The 18,914-nt window shown below is 50.8% G+C and carries 16 protein-coding genes; 13 read left to right on the top strand and 3 right to left on the bottom strand.

Annotated features, from left to right (window positions below; translation table 11 throughout):
• Position 1: 1 nt before the first annotated feature.
• Positions 2–589: a transcriptional regulator BetI gene (betI, locus tag EAS44_RS19030; protein WP_001314510.1), complete on the bottom strand. Its 588-nt coding sequence runs from the start codon at positions 587–589 to the stop codon at positions 2–4.
• A 128-nt stretch (positions 590–717) separates the two neighbouring features.
• Here betI and betT point away from each other — a divergent pair, with 128 nt between their 5' ends.
• On the top strand, positions 718–2,751 hold the full coding sequence (betT, locus tag EAS44_RS19025) for a choline BCCT transporter BetT (protein WP_000131041.1): 2,034 nt from the start codon (positions 718–720) through the stop codon (positions 2,749–2,751).
• 877 nt (positions 2,752–3,628) lie between these two features.
• Positions 3,629–4,717 (top strand): DNA-binding transcriptional activator/c-di-GMP phosphodiesterase PdeL, encoded by a 1,089-nt coding sequence (gene pdeL / locus EAS44_RS19020; RefSeq protein ID WP_001295808.1) that lies wholly within the window; start codon positions 3,629–3,631, stop codon positions 4,715–4,717.
• Between the two features lie 41 nt (positions 4,718–4,758).
• Here pdeL and yahB read toward each other — a convergent pair whose 3' ends face one another.
• Both yahB and yahC read right to left on the bottom strand, forming a co-directional pair.
• Positions 4,759–5,691, bottom strand: coding sequence for a LysR substrate-binding domain-containing protein (gene yahB, locus EAS44_RS19015; RefSeq protein ID WP_001084388.1), 933 nt, complete (start codon positions 5,689–5,691; stop codon positions 4,759–4,761).
• Positions 5,692–5,782: 91 nt separating this feature from the next.
• On the bottom strand, positions 5,783–6,280 hold the full coding sequence (yahC, locus tag EAS44_RS19010; protein ID WP_001013871.1) for a DUF1097 domain-containing protein: 498 nt from the start codon (positions 6,278–6,280) through the stop codon (positions 5,783–5,785).
• A 257-nt stretch (positions 6,281–6,537) separates the two neighbouring features.
• Here yahC and yahD point away from each other — a divergent pair, with 257 nt between their 5' ends.
• The 11 genes from yahD (at position 6,538) to EAS44_RS18955 (ending at position 18,892) form a co-directional block, all read left to right on the top strand.
• On the top strand, positions 6,538–7,143 hold the full coding sequence (yahD, locus tag EAS44_RS19005) for an ankyrin repeat domain-containing protein (protein ID WP_000153089.1): 606 nt from the start codon (positions 6,538–6,540) through the stop codon (positions 7,141–7,143).
• A gap of 39 nt (positions 7,144–7,182) precedes the next feature.
• Positions 7,183–8,046, top strand: coding sequence for a DUF2877 domain-containing protein (gene yahE, locus EAS44_RS19000; protein ID WP_001313614.1), 864 nt, complete (start codon positions 7,183–7,185; stop codon positions 8,044–8,046).
• Complete coding sequence (gene fdrA, locus EAS44_RS18995) at positions 8,036–9,583, top strand: acyl-CoA synthetase FdrA (protein WP_000111845.1); 1,548 nt, start codon at positions 8,036–8,038, stop codon at positions 9,581–9,583. The genes yahE and fdrA overlap by 11 nt, the downstream gene beginning before the upstream one ends.
• On the top strand, positions 9,583–11,001 hold the full coding sequence (gene yahG / locus EAS44_RS18990; protein ID WP_000083468.1) for a DUF1116 domain-containing protein: 1,419 nt from the start codon (positions 9,583–9,585) through the stop codon (positions 10,999–11,001). The genes fdrA and yahG overlap by 1 nt, the downstream gene beginning before the upstream one ends.
• Positions 11,002–11,154: 153 nt before the next feature.
• Positions 11,155–12,105, top strand: coding sequence for a carbamate kinase family protein (gene yahI, locus EAS44_RS18985; protein ID WP_000661611.1), 951 nt, complete (start codon positions 11,155–11,157; stop codon positions 12,103–12,105).
• Positions 12,106–12,114: 9 nt separating this feature from the next.
• Complete coding sequence (gene yahJ / locus EAS44_RS18980; RefSeq protein WP_000662403.1) at positions 12,115–13,497, top strand: amidohydrolase family protein; 1,383 nt, start codon at positions 12,115–12,117, stop codon at positions 13,495–13,497.
• Positions 13,498–13,794: 297 nt separating this feature from the next.
• Positions 13,795–14,205, top strand: a complete 411-nt coding sequence (locus EAS44_RS18975; protein WP_000152768.1) for an ASCH domain-containing protein — start codon at positions 13,795–13,797, stop codon at positions 14,203–14,205.
• Between the two features lie 253 nt (positions 14,206–14,458).
• Positions 14,459–15,442 (top strand): autoinducer 2 ABC transporter substrate-binding protein, encoded by a 984-nt coding sequence (locus tag EAS44_RS18970; RefSeq protein WP_001042107.1) that lies wholly within the window; start codon positions 14,459–14,461, stop codon positions 15,440–15,442.
• Between the two features lie 48 nt (positions 15,443–15,490).
• Positions 15,491–16,975, top strand: a complete 1,485-nt coding sequence (locus EAS44_RS18965; protein WP_000447331.1) for a sugar ABC transporter ATP-binding protein — start codon at positions 15,491–15,493, stop codon at positions 16,973–16,975.
• A complete protein-coding gene (locus EAS44_RS18960) occupies positions 16,968–17,939 on the top strand; it encodes an ABC transporter permease (protein WP_000818902.1) in 972 nt (323 codons plus the stop codon). The genes EAS44_RS18965 and EAS44_RS18960 overlap by 8 nt, the downstream gene beginning before the upstream one ends.
• Positions 17,936–18,892, top strand: coding sequence for an ABC transporter permease (locus EAS44_RS18955; RefSeq protein WP_000750346.1), 957 nt, complete (start codon positions 17,936–17,938; stop codon positions 18,890–18,892). The genes EAS44_RS18960 and EAS44_RS18955 overlap by 4 nt, the downstream gene beginning before the upstream one ends.
• Positions 18,893–18,914: the final 22 nt, after the last annotated feature.

The raw sequence follows: 18,914 nt of genomic DNA, 5'->3' as shown, positions 1-18,914 counted from the left end.
GTTAATCGGTGGGTAAATGCTGAGTAATAAAGTGACGGGTCAGCGAGTGTGCGAGAGGTTTATCCAGCGCTTTGCCGCTCAGTGCCGCGCGCAGCCATAATCCGTCAATTAGCGCGGCAAGGCCGTAGCCCGCTTCCTGTGCCTGTTGGCGCGGTAACTCGCGGCGAAATTCGCTCACCAGATTCGACAATAAGCGGCGGCTACTGACCTGCTGCAAGCGATAGAGCATCGGCTGATGCATACTGCTGGCCCAGAAGGCCAGCCAGGCTTTCATCGCCGCACTGCTCACCTGGGTTTCATCGAAGTTTCCGCCAACAATCGCCTGTAATCGCAGCTCTGCACTGCCCTGCGGAAGTGCATGTAATCGATTCAAAACCGCGTCACGCAGCTGACTGGTGATATCGCGCATGGTTGCTTCCAGCAGACCATTTTTGTCCCTGAAATAGTGGCTGATGATCCCCGTAGAAACGCCTGCACGGCGGGCGATCTGCGCGATCGTTGCATCGTGCATGCCCACTTCATTTATTGCTTCCAGCGTGGCGTCGATCAGTTGTCTGCGCCGGATCGACTGCATCCCCAATTTGGGCATTTTCGCCACTCCATTAATCAGCGTTGTTTATCTATTAAAGCGGTTATTGATTGGACGTTCAATATAAAATGTGTCTTAATTGTTACTAATTTGATTTTAAATGGTAACAATAACAGTGGGGATACTGGATGACAGACCTTTCACACAGCAGGGAAAAGGACAAAATCAATCCGGTGGTGTTTTACACTTCCGCCGGACTGATTTTGTTGTTTTCCCTGACAACGATCCTGTTTCGCGACTTCTCGGCCCTGTGGATTGGCCGCACGCTGGACTGGGTCTCTAAAACCTTCGGTTGGTACTATCTGCTGGCGGCAACGCTCTATATTGTCTTTGTAGTCTGTATCGCTTGTTCGCGTTTTGGTTCGGTGAAGCTCGGGCCAGAACAATCAAAACCGGAATTCAGTCTGCTGAGTTGGGCGGCGATGCTGTTTGCTGCCGGGATCGGTATCGACCTGATGTTCTTCTCCGTAGCCGAACCGGTAACGCAGTATATGCAGCCGCCGGAAGGCGCGGGACAGACGATTGAGGCCGCGCGTCAGGCGATGGTCTGGACGCTGTTTCACTACGGCTTAACCGGCTGGTCGATGTATGCGCTGATGGGCATGGCGCTCGGATACTTTAGCTATCGTTATAATTTGCCGCTCACTATCCGCTCGGCGCTGTACCCGATCTTCGGTAAACGGATTAACGGGCCGATAGGTCACTCAGTGGATATTGCTGCGGTGATCGGCACCATCTTCGGTATTGCCACTACGCTCGGTATCGGTGTGGTACAGCTTAACTATGGCTTGAGCGTGCTGTTTGATATTCCCGATTCGATGGCGGCGAAAGCGGCACTGATCGCCTTGTCGGTGATCATCGCCACTATCTCGGTGACATCCGGTGTCGATAAGGGCATTCGCGTGTTATCGGAACTCAACGTTGCGCTGGCGCTGGGATTGATCCTGTTCGTGTTGTTTATGGGCGACACCTCGTTCCTGCTTAATGCACTGGTGCTGAATGTTGGCGACTATGTGAATCGCTTTATGGGCATGACGCTCAACAGTTTTGCCTTCGACCGTCCGGTTGAGTGGATGAATAACTGGACGCTCTTCTTCTGGGCATGGTGGGTGGCATGGTCGCCGTTTGTCGGCTTGTTCCTGGCGCGTATCTCGCGTGGGCGTACCATTCGCCAGTTCGTGCTGGGCACGTTGATTATTCCGTTTACCTTCACGCTGTTATGGCTCTCGGTATTCGGCAATAGCGCGCTGTATGAAATCATCCACGGCGGCGCTGCATTTGCCGAGGAAGCGATGGTCCATCCGGAGCGCGGCTTCTACAGCCTGCTGGCGCAGTATCCGGCGTTTACCTTTAGCGCCTCCGTCGCCACCATTACTGGCCTGCTGTTTTATGTGACCTCGGCGGACTCCGGTGCGTTGGTGCTGGGGAATTTCACCTCGCAGCTTAAAGATATCAACAGCGACGCACCCGGCTGGCTGCGCGTCTTCTGGTCGGTGGCGATTGGCCTGCTGACGCTAGGCATGCTGATGACCAACGGGATATCCGCGCTGCAAAACACCACGGTGATTATGGGCCTGCCGTTCAGCTTTGTGATCTTCTTCGTGATGGCGGGGTTGTATAAATCTCTGAAGGTAGAAGATTACCGCCGTGAAAGTGCCAACCGCGATACCGCGCCGCGACCGCTGGGGCTTCAGGATCGCCTGAGCTGGAAAAAACGTCTCTCGCGCCTGATGAATTATCCGGGCACGCGTTACACTAAACAGATGATGGAGACGGTCTGTTATCCTGCAATGGAAGAAGTGGCGCAGGAACTGCGGTTGCGCGGCGCGTACGTGGAGCTAAAAAACCTGCCGCCGGAAGAGGGACAACAGTTGGGGCATCTGGATTTGTTGGTGCATATGGGCGAAGAGCAGAACTTTGTCTATCAGATTTGGCCGCAGCAATATTCAGTGCCGGGCTTTACCTACCGCGCACGTAGCGGGAAATCGACCTACTACCGGCTGGAAACCTTCCTGTTAGAAGGCAGCCAGGGCAACGACCTGATGGACTACAGCAAAGAGCAGGTGATCACCGATATTCTCGACCAGTACGAGCGGCACCTTAACTTTATCCATCTCCATCGTGAAGCGCCGGGCCATAGCGTGATGTTCCCGGACTCGTGATTGTTATTGCATAAAACCGCGCCATGTCTGCATATGGCGCGGTTTCTCTTACCTCTTGATACGTTATATCTGTGTACAGTTAAGCCCTTAGTATCGATTGATGATTGCCAGGCAACAGATAATAAAAAAGAAAAGAACTATTGAAGCCCAAAACCTACGTTTGGACTGTTGTGAATGTTCAATAAGCTTAGTCTTATTTAATGTAAATATTGGTGCTAATTTGAAATGACGCTTTATTCATGGGGAACGCGTAGCGCAAATCAACTAAAATCAATGTAACTGTTTGTTGTTTAAGGTTTAATTGTCTGTGTCTGATATTTTATCGATTGTTTTAAATATTGTTTTTATTGTCATTGTTATAATGTTGGCTATCTATTGCTGAATGGATTCAGTCTTAAGAAGCAGGTTGTTAAGGGATAGGCATAGAGTAATGACGTGTATGCATAACCAACATCTTTACTCATTATGTCATTGAATGTTGACGCTATGTGTTTATGAGGTTGAGGTATTTTCAGTTGATCTGGATTGTTAAATTCATATAATGCGCCTTTACTCATGAATGGGCGTCAATACGTAGTGGGAAATTATAAATATCGAAATAGTCCAACTACTTCTTTATTACCAAAAATGAGTATCTGAATTTTAATATTGCATTCTTGCGTGATTATCTCCTGAGTTTGACTTGTGATTACCTTTTTAAGGTATTTAGCGTAACTGTTTTTGAGCGAGCATCAGAGGTAAAGATAATCTTCTTGATAGTGATGTGGGATGTTATACGTATGGCATCGCTAATGTTTATGGTTACCCCTTATGTGTGCTCAGGAATCCACAGGTAATCACTCATACTGAACAGCGATAAAAGATAAAAGGTGTGTTCATGAATTCATGTGATTTTCGTGTTTTTCTGCAAGAGTTCGGTACAACGGTTCATTTGTCATTGCCTGGTAGCGTATCCGAGAAAGAACGACTGCTACTCAAGCTGCTGATGCAGGGAATGTCTGTAACAGAAATATCACAGTACAGAAATCGCAGTGCAAAGACCATTTCACATCAAAAGAAACAGCTCTTTGAGAAACTGGGGATTCAGAGCGATATTACTTTCTGGCGGGATATTTTCTTTCAGTACAATCCGGAGATCATATCCGCCACGGGTAATAATAGTCACAAATATATTAATGATAATCACTATCACCATATCGTCACGCCTGAAGCCATCAGTCTGGCGTTGGAAAACCACGAGTTTAAACCGTGGATCCAACCGGTTTTCTGCGCGCAGACTGGGGTACTGACGGGCTGTGAAGTGCTTGTCCGCTGGGAACATCCACAAACGGGAATGATCCCACCGGATCAGTTTATTCCTCTGGCGGAGTCATCCGGTCTTATTGTCATAATGACTCGCCAGCTGATGAAACAGACTGCGGATATTCTGATGCCGGTAAAACATTTGCTGCCGGACAATTTCCATATTGGTATCAACGTCTCGGCGGGCTGTTTTTTGGCTGCGGGATTTGAAAAAGAGTGTCTGAACCTGGTTAAGAAATTAGGTAACGATAAAATCAAGCTGGTTCTTGAGCTGACGGAACGTAATCCTATTCCGGTAACGCCAGAAGCCAGAGCGATATTTGACAGCCTTCATCAGCACAATATTACTTTTGCGCTGGATGACTTTGGTACGGGTTATGCGACCTATCGTTACTTGCAGGCGTTCCCGGTCGATTTTATTAAAATTGACAAGTCGTTTGTGCAAATGGCGAGTGTCGATGAAATCTCCGGTCATATTGTGGACAATATTGTCGAACTGGCGCGTAAGCCTGGTCTGAGTATCGTGGCGGAAGGGGTAGAAACCCAGGAGCAGGCGGATTTAATGATCGGTAAAGGCGTTCACTTTTTACAGGGCTATTTGTACTCTCCGCCAGTACCGGGTAATAAATTTATCTCTGAATGGGTAATGAAAGCAGGTGGTTGATGTAAACCGCTATTCACAGCGCATCGGGAGGTTGGCAGCGATTAATTCTCCCGATGCAGTAAATCCTGATAGATCCCCGTTAATATGCCATTTGGCGCAAATTGTTTTTTAATCCACTGCGTCACCTGACCGGTGGCAGAGTGCTGGGTTGCGAGTAACATGCGTGAATCCTGGCGCGGGTTATGGATTTGTCGGGTAACCAGCAAGGATTGCGCCATCGCCTCACGGACCATGTAATCCGGCAAAAAACCAATTCCTTCACCTAAAATCTGGCACTGACATTTGGTGTTGAAATCTGGCACCAGAATTGACTCCTGCCCATGCAGCAACCAGCCCACTTTTTTATTAATCGTATGCGCGGTGTCCTCCACCATGATATTAGGGTAGAGACGCAGCTGGCTTTCGGCGATCGGCTCCGGCACAAAGGCTAATGGGTGATCCGGGGCGATGGCAAAAGCCCAGCGAATCGCGCCAATCTCCGTGTAATCAATGCCGCCGCCGTCCAGCAGCGTGTCGGGCGCGCCGATGGCGATATTTGCCTGATTATTAATAATCGCATCCCAGACGCCGTTATACACTTCGGTCGTCACGGTAATCTGGCAGGTAGGAAACTGCTTTTTCAGCACCTGTAATAAGCGCGCGGTGTGTTTGGGCGTATAAAGCAGCTGATTAATACAAATGCGCACACGCGCTTCTATGCCCTGCGAAATAGTATCGATACTGCGTTTAATGGCGTGAAAATCATTCAGCAGGTCGGTAGCTTTGCGGAAAAAATAACGCCCGGACTCCGTTAACTCAATGCTGCGGGTACTGCGAGTGAACAGCACCACATCCAGCCCTGTTTCCATACGTTTAATGGTGTAGCTAATGGCGGAAGTGGTTAAACCCAACTCTTCTGCGGCTTTACTGAAGCTGCCAAAACGCGCAGCGGTAGTAAATGCCAACAGATTCTCTTCGGTAAAAATTGAGTTCATCGACTCGCTCCCGCCATTTTCGATTCTGAATTTCTCCAGCCATGACTGTAGAGGTATCCATTAAAGATGGATAATCATTTTTGAATAACTTTTAATACCCGTCGCTTTTGGTCGTCGCTTCGCTTAATTTTTGTCCGCCGTATTCTGAAATTATCCCCACGCAGTTACCCGCCAGAAAACCCAGTAATGTCACCGTCCAGTTCATCCCGCTGGCAAAAAATAGCGTCATGCCGAGAAAGCCTCCGGGAATAAAAGACAGTAACCAGAAACGCCCTTGCCAGACCACCACCGCCGAGAAGGGTACAGTCGTAATCACGCTCGCCCAGAACGCGGACAGTCCACTCACCGGGGCCAGCCAACCGGCAGCCAGCGCGGCGAAAAACGCCCACACCATCCCGGAATAATTAACCGCCAGGCTTTTGATAAACCCCGATTTACCGCCGCCTGCGGCATAAAAACTGCAAAAGGCGACGAAGCCAATGGTTCCTAATAATTCCCATCCCTGAGAGAGCCCGACATGTGAAGACACTAACTGCCAAAGCCCTGCACAAATACCGACGGTGACACCCGTTGCCGTGAGTCCGTTCATCTTGTTCCCCTCTGGTTAGACATGGACGAAAGCTACTCTTACATGTGCAGACTATAGAGAAATAAAACCTGATTGAGTGAAAGGGTATCGGGTCAAAGAAACAAATATTGCACTACCGCACACGGCGAAAAGATTGTTGAACATCATTCAACAAAAAGGCGAAATACGGCGAATTAAATTTAAGCGGGTTCTTTTATCAGATTATCGTTGCTATTCTCAATTCATCGAAAACAGCCACAAAAACCAGGTGAATGTGAATGACTATAAAAAATCTACCTGCAGACTATTTATTGGCTGCGCAACAGGGGGATATCGATAAAGTAAAAATCTGCCTTGCGCTGGGTGTCGATATTAATACCTGCGATCGTCAGGGGAAAACGGCAATTACGCTGGCAAGTTTATATCAGCAATATGCTTGCGTTCAGGCATTAATTGACGCCGGAGCGAATATTAATAAACAAGATCATACCTGTTTAAATCCTTTTTTAATTAGCTGTCTGAACGATGATTTAACGCTACTACGAATTATTTTACCGGCTAAACCCGATCTTAATTGCGTAACCCGTTTTGGCGGTGTCGGCCTGACGCCTGCCTGTGAAAAAGGCCATTTAAGTATTGTAAAAGAGCTTTTGGCGCATACGGAGATTAACGTTAACCAGACCAACCATGTTGGCTGGACGCCGCTACTGGAAGCGATTGTGCTTAATGATGGCGGGATTAAACAGCAGGCGATTGTCCAGTTATTACTGGAACACGGTGCCAGCCCGCATCTGACGGATAAATATGGCAAAACACCGCTGGAACTGGCGCGAGAACGGGGCTTTGAAGAGATTGCGCAGTTACTGATTGCCGCAGGCGCATAAACCGGGAGGCTTGCTATCAACACACCAGAAAGACGGTGTGTGTGGGCGCTAACTGCGGATGCTGATTTTCTGGCGCAGCGGGGGCAAGGACAGGTTGAACAGGTCTTTGCCAGAGCGGTAAATATCGCACTCCCGGCTCGCCAGCAGTTGCTGACGCTGCTTTGTGAAGAGTACGACAATGCGCCAAACAGTTGTCGGTTGGCACTCACTCACTTTAATGGTCTGTTCCGGCATGGTGATAAGGTTCAGTTTGACGATCAAGGCATTACGGTTGGTCAACATCTTCATATAGAGATGAGTCATTGCCAGCGTTGGCTGTCCCCAACCTTGCAAATGACCGCTCTGAATTTTCACCTTATCGCCTGGCAACAGTGGCACGACATTATTCATCAGCACCTGGGGGAAAATGAAACCCTGTTTAATTATCGCGGCGATAATCCGTTTTATCAGGCGTTAAATAAAGAACTACATATTAAACGACGGGCAGTTATTCAGGCCGTAAACGATAAACAAAATATCGCCGTAGCGGTCGCCAGTATGATGGGCTTAGGGATTGGCCTTACGCCATCAGCCGACGATTATTTAACAGGTCTGGCGCTTATTTTATTTCTTCCCGGACATCCGGCGGAAAAATACAAAGAGGAATTTTATCTCGGTCTGCAACGCGGCAGAAATAATACCACGTTATTAAGTGCCATCACGCTGGAAGCCGCATTACAACAACGCTGCCGGGAAAATATTCATCGTTTTATTCACAACATTATTTATGACATCCCTGGGAACGCAACTCAGGCAATAGAAAAAATTAAACATATTGGCTCCAGTTCCGGCTGCGACATGCTGTATGGCATGGCCGATGGTTGTGCGCTGAGTCAAACCTACGGAGGGAATTATGTCAGTTAAAATAGTCATTAAACCGAATACCTATTTTGATTCTGTCTCGCTGATGTCTATCTCCACGCGTGCAAATAAACTCGACGGCGTCGAGCAGGCATTTGTGGCGATGGCGACCGAAATGAACAAAGGCGTGTTGAAGAATTTAGGACTGCTGACGCCGGAGCTGGAGCAGGCGAAAAACGGCGACCTGATGATTGTCATCAATGGTAAATCGGGTGTGGACAACGAGCAGTTGCTGGCGGAGATTGAAGAACTGTTCAACACCAAAGCGCAAAGCGGCTCGCACGAGGCGCGTTACGCCACTATTGCCAGCGCCAAAAAGCATATCCCGGAAAGTAACCTGGCAGTGATTTCGGTCAACGGTCTGTTTGCCGCTCGCGAAGCGCGTCAGGCGCTGCAAAATGACCTCAACGTGATGCTGTTTTCCGATAATGTCTCAGTTGAAGATGAACTGGCGCTCAAACAGTTGGCCCATGAAAAAGGGCTGCTGATGATGGGGCCAGACTGCGGCACGGCGATTATCAACGGCGCGGCGCTCTGCTTTGGTAACGCCGTGCGTCGCGGCAACATCGGTATTGTTGGCGCATCTGGCACCGGCAGCCAGGAATTGAGCGTCCGTATCCATGAATTTGGTGGCGGCGTTTCACAACTGATCGGCACCGGCGGGCGCGACCTGAGCGAGAAAATCGGTGGCCTGATGATGCTCGATGCCATCGGGATGCTGGAAAACGATCCGCAAACTGAAATCATTGTGCTTATCTCCAAACCGCCTGCGCCTGCGGTGGCCCGCAAAGTGCTGGAACGCGCACGCGCCTGCCGCAAGCCAGTGGTGGCCTGCTTCCTCGGTCGTGGCGAAACGCCAGTGGATGAGCAGGGGCTACAGTTTGCTCGCGGCAGCAAAGAGGCGGCATTGAAAGCGGTGATGCTCTCCGGCGTGAAACAAGAACATCTCGACCTGCATACGCTTAACCAGCCGTTGATTGCGGATGTGCGTGCGCGTCTGCAACCGCAGCAGAAATACATTCGTGGTCTGTTCTGCGGCGGTACGCTGTGTGACGAAACCCTGTTCGCGGTGATGGAAAAACATGGCGATGTCTACAGCAATATCCAGCCCGATCCTGAATTCCGCCTGCAAGATATCAACCGCAGCATCAAACATACCTTCCTCGACTTTGGCGATGATGACTTCACCAACGGCAAGCCGCATCCAATGATTGACCCGACCAACCGTATCAGCCGCGTGATCGAAGAAGCGCGCGATCCAGAAGTGGCGGTGATCGTGATGGATTTTGTTCTCGGATTTGGATCGCATGAAGATCCGGTCGGTTCCACCATCGAGGCGATCAAAGAAGCGAAAGCGATCGCCGCTGCCGAAGGACGCGAGTTGATCATTCTCGCCTATGTGCTGGGCACCGATCTCGATACGCCATCATTAGAACAACAAAGCCAGATGCTGCTTGATGCCGGAGTGATTCTGGCGAGCAGCAGCACCAATACCGGATTGCTGGCGCGTGAATTTATCTGCAAAGGGGAGGAAGCCTGATGAGCCAGTCACTGTTTAGCCAACCGTTGAACGTTATTAACGTCGGTATCGCCATGTTTAGCGATGATCTGAAAAAGCAGCATGTAGAAGTGACCCAACTCGACTGGACGCCGCCGGGGCAGGGCAATATGCAGGTGGTGCAGGCACTGGACAACATTGCCGATTCGCCACTGGCGGACAAAATCGCCTCCGCGAATCAGCAGGCGCTGGAGCGCATTATCCAGTCGCATCCGGTGCTGATTGGTTTTGATCAGGCGATTAACGTGGTGCCGGGCATGACGGCGAAAACCATTCTTCACGCCGGGCCGCCGGTCACCTGGGAAAAAATGTGCGGCGCGATGAAGGGCGCGGTCACCGGAGCGCTGGTGTTTGAAGGACTGGCGAAAGATCTCGACGAGGCGGCTGAGCTGGCGGCTTCCGGGGAGATCACCTTCTCGCCGTGCCACGAACACGACTGTGTGGGATCGATGGCGGGCGTCACCTCGGCCTCGATGTTTATGCACATCGTGAAAAACAAAACCTATGGCAACATCGCTTATACCAACATGAGCGAGCAGATGGCGAAGATTTTGCGTATGGGCGCTAACGACCAGAGCGTGATCGACCGCCTCAACTGGATGCGCGATGTGCAGGGACCCATGCTGCGCGACGCGATGAAAATTATCGGCGAAATCGATCTGCGCTTAATGCTGGCGCAGGCGCTGCATATGGGCGATGAATGCCATAACCGCAATAACGCCGGGACGACGTTGCTGATTCAGGCGCTGACGCCAGGGATTATTCAGGCGGGCTATTCCGTCGAACAACAGCGGGAAGTGTTTGAGTTTGTCGCCAGCTGCGACTACTTCTCCGGCCCGACGTGGATGGCGATGTGTAAAGCGGCGATGGATGCGGCGCACGGCATTGAATACAGCACTGTGGTCACCACCATGGCGCGTAACGGCGTCGAGTTCGGCCTGCGGGTCAGCGGATTACCGGGGCAATGGTTTACCGGTCCGGCGCAGCAGGTGATCGGGCCGATGTTTGCCGGTTATAAGCCGGAAGATTCGGGGCTGGATATCGGCGACAGCGCCATCACTGAAACCTACGGCATTGGCGGATTTGCCATGGCGACCGCGCCTGCAATCGTCGCGCTGGTGGGCGGTACGGTGGAAGAGGCTATCGATTTCTCCCGCCAGATGCGTGAAATCACTCTCGGTGAAAACCCCAACGTCACCATTCCGCTGCTCGGTTTTATGGGCGTGCCGTCGGCAATCGACATCACCCGCGTGGGCAGCAGCGGCATTCTGCCGGTGATCAACACCGCCATTGCCCATAAAGATGCGGGCATCGGCATGATTGGCGCGGGCATTGTGCATCCACCCTTCGCCTGCTTCGAGAAAGCCATTTTTGGCTGGTGCGAACGTTACGGCGTCTGATCTGTAAAGTGCGCGTTGTTTCTGCCGGATGCGGCGTGAACGCCTTATCCGGCCTACGAGTGGCGCAAGAATCTGTAGGCCTGATAAGCGTAGCGCATCAGGCAGTCTGGCGTTGGTCATAACCCCATCACCCTCTGTCGCGGACATAACAACATGAAAGAACTTGTGGTCGTTGCCATTGGTGGCAACAGCATTATCAAAGATAACGCCAGCCAGTCGATTGAGCATCAGGCGGAGGCGGTGAAAGCCGTGGCCGATACGGTGCTGGAAATGCTGGCTTCCGATTACGACATTGTGCTGACCCATGGCAACGGGCCGCAGGTCGGGCTGGATTTACGCCGCGCGGAGATTGCCCACGAGCGCGAAGGGCTGCCCTTAACGCCGCTGGCGAACTGTGTGGCGGATACGCAAGGTGGCATTGGCTATCTGATCCAGCAGGCGCTGAACAACCGACTGGCGCGTCACGGCGAGAAAAAAGCCGTCACCGTGGTGACTCAGGTAGAAGTGGATAAAAACGATCCGGGGTTTGCCCATCCCATCAAACCCATTGGCGCATTCTTTAGTGAAAGCCAGCGTGACGAACTACAAAAGGCAAACCCTGACTGGCGTTTTGTTGAAGATGCCGGACGGGGCTATCGCCGCGTGGTCGCCTCGCCGGAACCGAAACGTATTGTCGAAGCACCTGCCATTAAGGCGCTGATCCAACAAGGCTTTGTGGTGATTGGCGCGGGCGGCGGCGGAATTCCGGTAGTGCGTACTGACGCGGGGGATTACCAAAGCGTGGACGCGGTTATCGACAAAGATCTCTCTACCGCGCTACTGGCTCGCGAAATTCACGCCGACATTCTGGTGATCACCACTGGCGTCGAAAAAGTGTGTATTCACTTTGGCAAACCGCAGCAGCAGGCGCTGGATCGCGTAGATATTGCCACCATGACCCGCTATATGCAGGAAGGGCATTTCCCACCTGGCAGCATGTTGCCAAAAATCATCGCCAGCCTGACGTTCCTGGAACAAGGCGGCAAAGAAGTGATTATCACCACGCCGGAATGCCTGCCTGCGGCGCTACGCGGCGAAACGGGCACCCATATTATTAAAACCTAAGGACGTAAGATGAAAGAAAACAATAGCCGCCGTGAATTTCTGAGCCAGAGCGGTAAGATGGTCACCGCCGCCGCGCTGTTTGGTCCCTCAGTGCCGCTCGCCCATGCGGGGGTAGCTGGCACCCTAAACTGCGAAGCGAACAACACCATGAAAATCACTGACCCGTATTACTATCTCGATAACGTGCTGCTGGAAACCGGTTTTGACTACGAAAATGGCGTGGCGGTGCAGACCCGCACGGCGCGCCAGACTGTGGAAATTCAGAACGGTAAAATTGTTGCCCTGCGCGAGAACAAGCAGCATCCGGACGCCACGCTGCCGCACTATGACGCTGGCGGTAAGCTTATGTTGCCCACTACTCGCGACATGCATATTCATCTCGACAAAACCTTTTACGGCGGACCGTGGCGCTCACTCAATCGCCCTGCAGGCACCACCATCCAGGACATGATTAAGCTCGAGCAAAAAATGCTGCCGGAACTGCAACCCTACACTCAGGAGCGGGCAGAAAAACTGATCGATTTATTGCAGTCGAAAGGCACCACCATTGCCCGCAGCCACTGCAATATCGAACCGGTTTCCGGCCTGAAAAATCTGCAAAATTTGCAGGCGGTGCTGGCGCGACGTCAGGCGGGCTTCGAGTGTGAAATCGTCGCCTTCCCGCAGCACGGTTTGCTGCTGTCGAAATCGGAACCCTTAATGCGCGAAGCGATGCAGGCGGGGGCGCATTACGTCGGCGGGCTGGACCCGACCAGTGTTGATGGCGCGATGGAAAAATCCCTCGACACCATGTTCCAGATTGCACTGGACTACGACAAAGGCGTCGATATTCACCTGCACGAAACCACTCCGGCAGGCGTAGCGGCCATCAATTATATGGTTGAAACAGTGGAGAAAACGCCGCAACTGAAGGGCAAGCTGACCATCAGCCACGCCTTTGCGCTGGCAACGCTCAATGAGCAACAGGTAGATGAACTGGCGCACCGGATGGCGGCGCAGCAAATTTCTATCGCCTCGACGGTGCCGATTGGCACGTTGCATATGCCGCTCAAACAACTGCACGACAAAGGCGTAAAAGTGATGACCGGCACCGACAGCGTTATCGACCACTGGTCGCCTTACGGCCTGGGCGACATGCTGGAAAAAGCCAATCTCTACGCGCAGCTCTATATTCGTCCTAACGAACAGAATTTGTCCCGTTCGCTGTTTTTAGCCACTGGCGATGTATTGCCGCTCAACGAAAAAGGCGAGCGTGTGTGGCCTAAAGCGCAGGATGACGCCAGCTTTGTGCTGGTGGACGCCTCCTGTTCCGCCGAGGCGGTGGCGCGTATCTCGCCGAGAACGGCGACGTTCCATAAAGGGCAACTGGTGTGGGGGAGTGTGGCAGGTTGATACGAACTTGATATGTCTGCAACGGTGAACAGTAAGAGATTTAAGCCCCAGGGAGTGGGGCATCAATGGTTTGCTAATGAATGATCCTGAACTTTATAATCTCCGGGCATAATTTCCAGGGGATTATTTGAGAGAAATACACAAAAGTGAGTTTTAACAAAGGTATTTATCAAGCCATAAATGTGACCTGCTTCGGATAAAAAGATTAAACATAGAAAAACCAATGATCCTCTTGCTGATGGTTATCAACAGTAATTAAGATGTGATTTGTTTTTCCGTAATCGCGAAAATATTCTCATGACCATAAAAGAAAAAATCTCACAAAAATATCCCCATGCTTCCTTTTGTACTTTTGGCGATTCAGCAGCGTTGGCCGATCACCTCGCAACGTTGATTGCGACTGGTGTTAAAACAGCTTCCTGTGGTTCGCTGGCGGGATGTATTGAAGACAACGCATTTCCGATGATTGGGGAGTATAAGATTGTAGAAAATAGCCGTGGTGAGCCTGTCTGTGTTATCAGAGTAATTGGCCTGCATTTACTGCGCTTTTCTGATGTCACCGCGGAGCTTGCCCGTAAGGAAGGTGAAGGTGACCTCAGTCTTGAATATTGGCGTAATGAACACCGTCGTTTTTTCCAGGCAGAAGGATGCTATTCACCCGAAATGGACGTTATCTTTGAAGAATATGCCCTTATTGACGTTGTGTAGATAACTATTTTTCTACGCGAAATAAGCTCACAAACATAAAGTATCGCTAATTTTGTTTATTTTGCTATTTTTTACGTGATGATTGTCACACTTATTGTTACTGCCCGTTTTGTCCATATTTATAACCAAATTTTTAATAGCTGCCTGAAATAGGGCTGTTTATTCTGCATAAAAATATTCGAAAATTCTTATTCTCTCCAGCGCGCTAATTTGGGCGAACACTTCCTGACTACCCTGCAATGAGGCTGAAATGATGAATAAACGTTTTGTTATCAATATGGTGTCTTCGCTGTTATTAGGCGCTGCGCTAATTTCTGCGCCGCTCCAGGCCGCGGAAAAAGTCGTGGTGAATATCTCTAAAGTCGATGGTATGCCGTGGTTTAATCGCATGGGCGAAGGTGTGGTTGAGGCGGGTAAAGCCTTTGGTGTTAATGCGTCACAGGTGGGGCCTTCAAGTACTGATGCTCCACAACAAGTTAAAATTATTGAGGATTTAATCGCCCGTAAGGTTAATGCAATTACAATTGTGCCAAACGATGCCAACGTGCTGGAACCGGTATTCAAAAAAGCGCGAGATGCCGGAATTGTGGTTCTGACCAACGAATCCCCCGGTCAGCCAAGTGCTAACTGGGATATCGAAATCATTGATAACGAAAAATTTGCCGCTGAATATGTTGAGCATATGGCGAAACGCATGGGTGGCAAGGGCGGCTATGTGATTTACGTGGGTAGTTTGACCGTGCCGCAGCATAACTTATGGGCTGACTTGCTGGTGAAATACCAGAAAGAGCATTACCCGGATATGCATGAAGTTACCCGCCGCATGCCGGTTGCCGAGAGTGTGGATGACTCACGTCGTACTACACTGGACCTGATGAAAACCTATCCTGACTTGAAAGCGGTTGTCTCCTTTGGTTCAAACGGTCCGATTGGCGCGGGACGTGCAGTGAAAGAGAAACGGGCGAAAAATAAAGTCGCAGTCTATGGCATGATGATCCCTTCACAGGCGGCATCACTGATTAAAAGTGGTGATATCACCGAAGGGATTACTTACGATCCGGCCTCTGCAGGTTACGCACTCGCGGCCGTCGCCAGCACGTTGCTGAAGGGTGAAGAGATCAAACCTGGATTAGAAATGCAGAATCTGGGTAAGGCCGACGTAGATATGGATAAGCGAATTATCCGTTTCCATAAGGTATTACTGGTCAACAAAGACAATATCGACTCACTTTATTAATCCATTTCTTCGGGGCGAAAGCCCCGATTCTTATTGCCAGGGGATGTTATGGAAACCTTCCTTTCCCTTCGTCATATCAACAAAACGTTTCATGCCACGCGAGCGCTGCGCGATGTTTCTCTCGACTTTATGTCGGGTGAAGTGCACTGTCTTGCCGGGCAAAACGGCTGTGGTAAATCGACGTTGATTAAAATTATGTCCGGTGTTTATCGCCCGGATGAGGGAGCGGAAATTACGCTTGGTGGGAAAAACTGGTCAAAGCTGACACCCGCCGCTTCGGTGGCGCAGGGGATTCAGGTGATTTATCAGGACCTCTCTTTATTTCCTAACCTGAGTGTCTGGGAGAATATCGCCGTGAATCACTATCACCACGGTCTGTTTGTTAACCGACGTCGTCTGCGTGAGGTGGCGCAGGCGGCAATGACCAGTATTAACGTCACATTGCCACTGGATACGCTCGTTTCTGAGCTTTCAATTGCCCGCTGTCAGCTGGTGGCAATTTGCCGTGCACTGGCGCAGGACGCACGGTTGATCGTGATGGATGAACCAACCGCTTCGCTGACCCATCAGGAAGTGCAAGGGTTATTACAGGTGGTGCATCAATTGCGGGAACGCGGGATCTGCGTGGTCTTCGTCAGTCATCGTCTGGAAGAAGTGATGGAAGTTTCCGACCGTATTTCAGTGCTGAAAGATGGTGAGCTGGTCGGGACCTTTCCGGCCGCAGAGATGACCACAAAACAACTCGGTTTTCTGATGACCGGCCAGGAGTTTGAATATCAGGTGCGAGAGTTGTGGCAGGGAAAATCCAGCACCCCGGTGCTGGAGGTGCGTAATTTAAGTCGTCATGGGGAATATCTAAATATTAACTTGCGGGTGGAAGCGGGCGAAGTGGTATCGATTGTTGGCCTGCTTGGTGCGGGGCGCACGGAATTATGTCTGAGTCTGTTTGGTATGACCCGACCGGATGCTGGCGAGATCCTCATCAACGGCCAGCTGGTTACACTGCATAGTAACCAGGACGCCATCCGCCACGGTATTGGTTATGTTTCGGAAGATCGCATGTCGCGCGGTTTGGTGATGGCGCAATCTATTGAAGACAACATCATTAGCACTGTTTTTCACAAGGTAAAAGATCGCTTCGGCTTTCTGAGTGAAGCTAAAGTGTGTGACCTGGTGGACAGGCTAATCAAGGCATTGACCATCAAAGTCTCTGATCCTCATCTCCCGGTGAATACGCTTTCTGGTGGTAACGCGCAGCGAGTATCGATCGCCAAATGGCTGGCGATTGGGCCACGACTGTTGATTCTCGATAGCCCGACAGTCGGTGTTGATATCGCCAACAAAGCAGGAATATACGGCATTATCAGCGATCTGGCGGCTCATGGCATTGCGGTATTGATGATCTGCGATGAAATTGAAGAAGCGTGGTATCAAAGCCACCGGATTTTGGTAATGCAAAAAGGTCAGATCACCCATAGCTTCCTGCCTGACAGCAGTTCTCAGGCCAGGATTGCGGAGGTGGTAAATGGCTGAACTGAAAAAACGCCATGAATTCTGGCTGGCATTACTGATTGTGGTGCTGTTTGTTGGCCTTGCCTGGCGCAGCGACGAGTTTCTGACATTCGGTAATTTGTACGATCTCGCCAATAACTATGCCATGTTGACTATTCTCGCCTGTGGTTTGTTTGTGGTGTTAATTTCCGGTGGGATTGATATTTCGTTTCCGGCAATGACCATCATTGCGCAATACGGCATGGTGCTGCTGCTGCAAAAAATTGGTGGCAACTTTGCTGTCGCGTTTGCCCTGGCGGGCGGCATCGGCATTTTACTTGGCTTAATTAACGCCTTACTGGTTAATCGCCTACGGGTGCCTTCTATCATCATCACTATCTCGACGCTGAATATTTTTTATGGCCTGCTGTTATGGTTGAGTAAAGGTGTGTGGCTGTACGACTTTCCGCCGTGGTTTGAGCAGGGGGTAATGTTGTTCAAGTACACCGATGCTGATGGCTATGACTATGGCCTTGGTCTGCCGCTGATCGCCATGATTACGGTGGTGCTGCTGACAGCGTTTATCATGAATTTCACCAGTGTAGGGCGCAAAATTTATGCCCTTGGCGGGAACCGCGAATCAGCCAGTCGCATCGGCTTTAGTGTGCTGAAACTGCAACTTTTCGTCTATGGCTATATGGGATTGATGTCTGGTGCTGCGGGTGTAGTGCAGTCGTGGACGGTGATGACTGTCGCCCCCGATTCTCTTCTGGGTTATGAGCTGACAGTACTGGCTGCGGTGGTGCTTGGCGGCACTAGTTTGCTCGGCGGGCGCGGCACGTTAACCGGTACTTTGCTCGGCGTGGTGTTGTTGGCAGTGATGCAAAACGGGCTAAATTTATTGGGAGTCTCGTCTTACTGGCAAACATTGATCACCGGCATCATCATCGTTGCCAGCATTAGCGCCACGGCGTGGAGTCAGCATCAGAACCGGAGTCTGCTATGAAAAAATCGTGGCGTAATAACGTTGAGTTTTACTTGATCGGCCTGCTGGTGCTAACTGTTGCCGCCTTCAGCATTACTATGCCGGAGATTTTCTGGTCGATAAGTAATTTCCAGTCCGTCGCTTCGCAAATGCCCGTGCTGGGCATTCTGGCGTTGGCTATGGCGGTGACCATGCTTTGCGGTGGCATTAACTTGTCAATTATAGCCACTGCTAACGCCTGTTCACTGGTGATGGCGTGGGTGGCGACTCAGTATCCACCAGGTATTGCTACGGTTGTCGCTACGCTGCTGGCGGGCGCTGGCGCGGCGGTGATAATCGGTTTATGTAACGGCGTATTGATTGCTGGTATTCGAGTGTCGCCAATTCTTGCAACACTTGGGATGATGACGTTGCTCAAAGGGGTTAATATTCTGGTGACAGGCGGTAGCGCCATTGCCAATTATCCCTCATGGGTGCTGTGGTTGAATCATGCACAGTGGTTCGGTATTCCGCTACCGATGTGGTTGTTTACCGCAGTGGCGCTGGGGCTGTGGATATTGCTGGAGAAAACGCCGCTCGGTAAATCCATTTATCTGATTGGTTCTAACGAACGAGCAACACTTTACTCCGGTATTAACACTCGTCGGGTGCTGATATGGGTGTATGTCATTTCCGCCTTGCTTTGTGCGGTAGCGGCATTTTTGATGATGTCGAAACTCAACTCGGCTAAGGCCTCTTATGGCGAATCTTACTTGCTGGTGTCAATCCTCGCGGCAGTACTCGGCGGGGTTAATCCGGACGGCGGCAGCGGGCGGATAATTGGTATGGTGCTGGCGCTGTTTCTTCTGCAAATTATTGAAAGCGGCTTCAATATTCTCGGTATAAGCCCCTACCTGACGATGGCCTTATGGGGAACGTTGCTGCTCTGTTTCATTCAGGCTCGCGGCATGTTAGGGCTGGATCGGGTGGTTTAAATATTGGCTATATTCAATGGAC

The sequence above is a fragment of the Escherichia coli DSM 30083 = JCM 1649 = ATCC 11775 genome (assembly GCF_003697165.2).
Taxonomy (GTDB): Bacteria; Pseudomonadota; Gammaproteobacteria; order Enterobacterales; family Enterobacteriaceae; genus Escherichia; species Escherichia coli.
This window is presented reverse-complemented; position numbering and strand designations above follow the sequence as displayed.

Bases quoted from the DNA above. Each gene is read 5' to 3' on its own strand.
- EAS44_RS18970 (WP_001042107.1), top strand. From the start codon at position 14,459: ATGAATAAACGTTTTGTTATCAATATGGTGTCTTCGCTGTTATTAGGC.
- EAS44_RS18965 (WP_000447331.1), top strand. From the start codon at position 15,491: ATGGAAACCTTCCTTTCCCTTCGTCATATCAACAAAACGTTTCATGCC.
- EAS44_RS18960 (WP_000818902.1), top strand. From the start codon at position 16,968: ATGGCTGAACTGAAAAAACGCCATGAATTCTGGCTGGCATTACTGATT.
- yahI (WP_000661611.1), top strand. From the start codon at position 11,155: ATGAAAGAACTTGTGGTCGTTGCCATTGGTGGCAACAGCATTATCAAA.
- pdeL (WP_001295808.1), top strand. From the start codon at position 3,629: ATGAATTCATGTGATTTTCGTGTTTTTCTGCAAGAGTTCGGTACAACG.
- yahJ (WP_000662403.1), top strand. From the start codon at position 12,115: ATGAAAGAAAACAATAGCCGCCGTGAATTTCTGAGCCAGAGCGGTAAG.
- yahG (WP_000083468.1), top strand. From the start codon at position 9,583: ATGAGCCAGTCACTGTTTAGCCAACCGTTGAACGTTATTAACGTCGGT.
- yahD (WP_000153089.1), top strand. From the start codon at position 6,538: ATGACTATAAAAAATCTACCTGCAGACTATTTATTGGCTGCGCAACAG.
- EAS44_RS18975 (WP_000152768.1), top strand. From the start codon at position 13,795: ATGACCATAAAAGAAAAAATCTCACAAAAATATCCCCATGCTTCCTTT.
- yahB (WP_001084388.1), bottom strand. From the start codon at position 5,691: ATGAACTCAATTTTTACCGAAGAGAATCTGTTGGCATTTACTACCGCT.
- betI (WP_001314510.1), bottom strand. From the start codon at position 589: ATGCCCAAATTGGGGATGCAGTCGATCCGGCGCAGACAACTGATCGAC.
- betT (WP_000131041.1), top strand. From the start codon at position 718: ATGACAGACCTTTCACACAGCAGGGAAAAGGACAAAATCAATCCGGTG.
- EAS44_RS18955 (WP_000750346.1), top strand. From the start codon at position 17,936: ATGAAAAAATCGTGGCGTAATAACGTTGAGTTTTACTTGATCGGCCTG.
- yahC (WP_001013871.1), bottom strand. From the start codon at position 6,280: ATGAACGGACTCACGGCAACGGGTGTCACCGTCGGTATTTGTGCAGGG.
- fdrA (WP_000111845.1), top strand. From the start codon at position 8,036: ATGTCAGTTAAAATAGTCATTAAACCGAATACCTATTTTGATTCTGTC.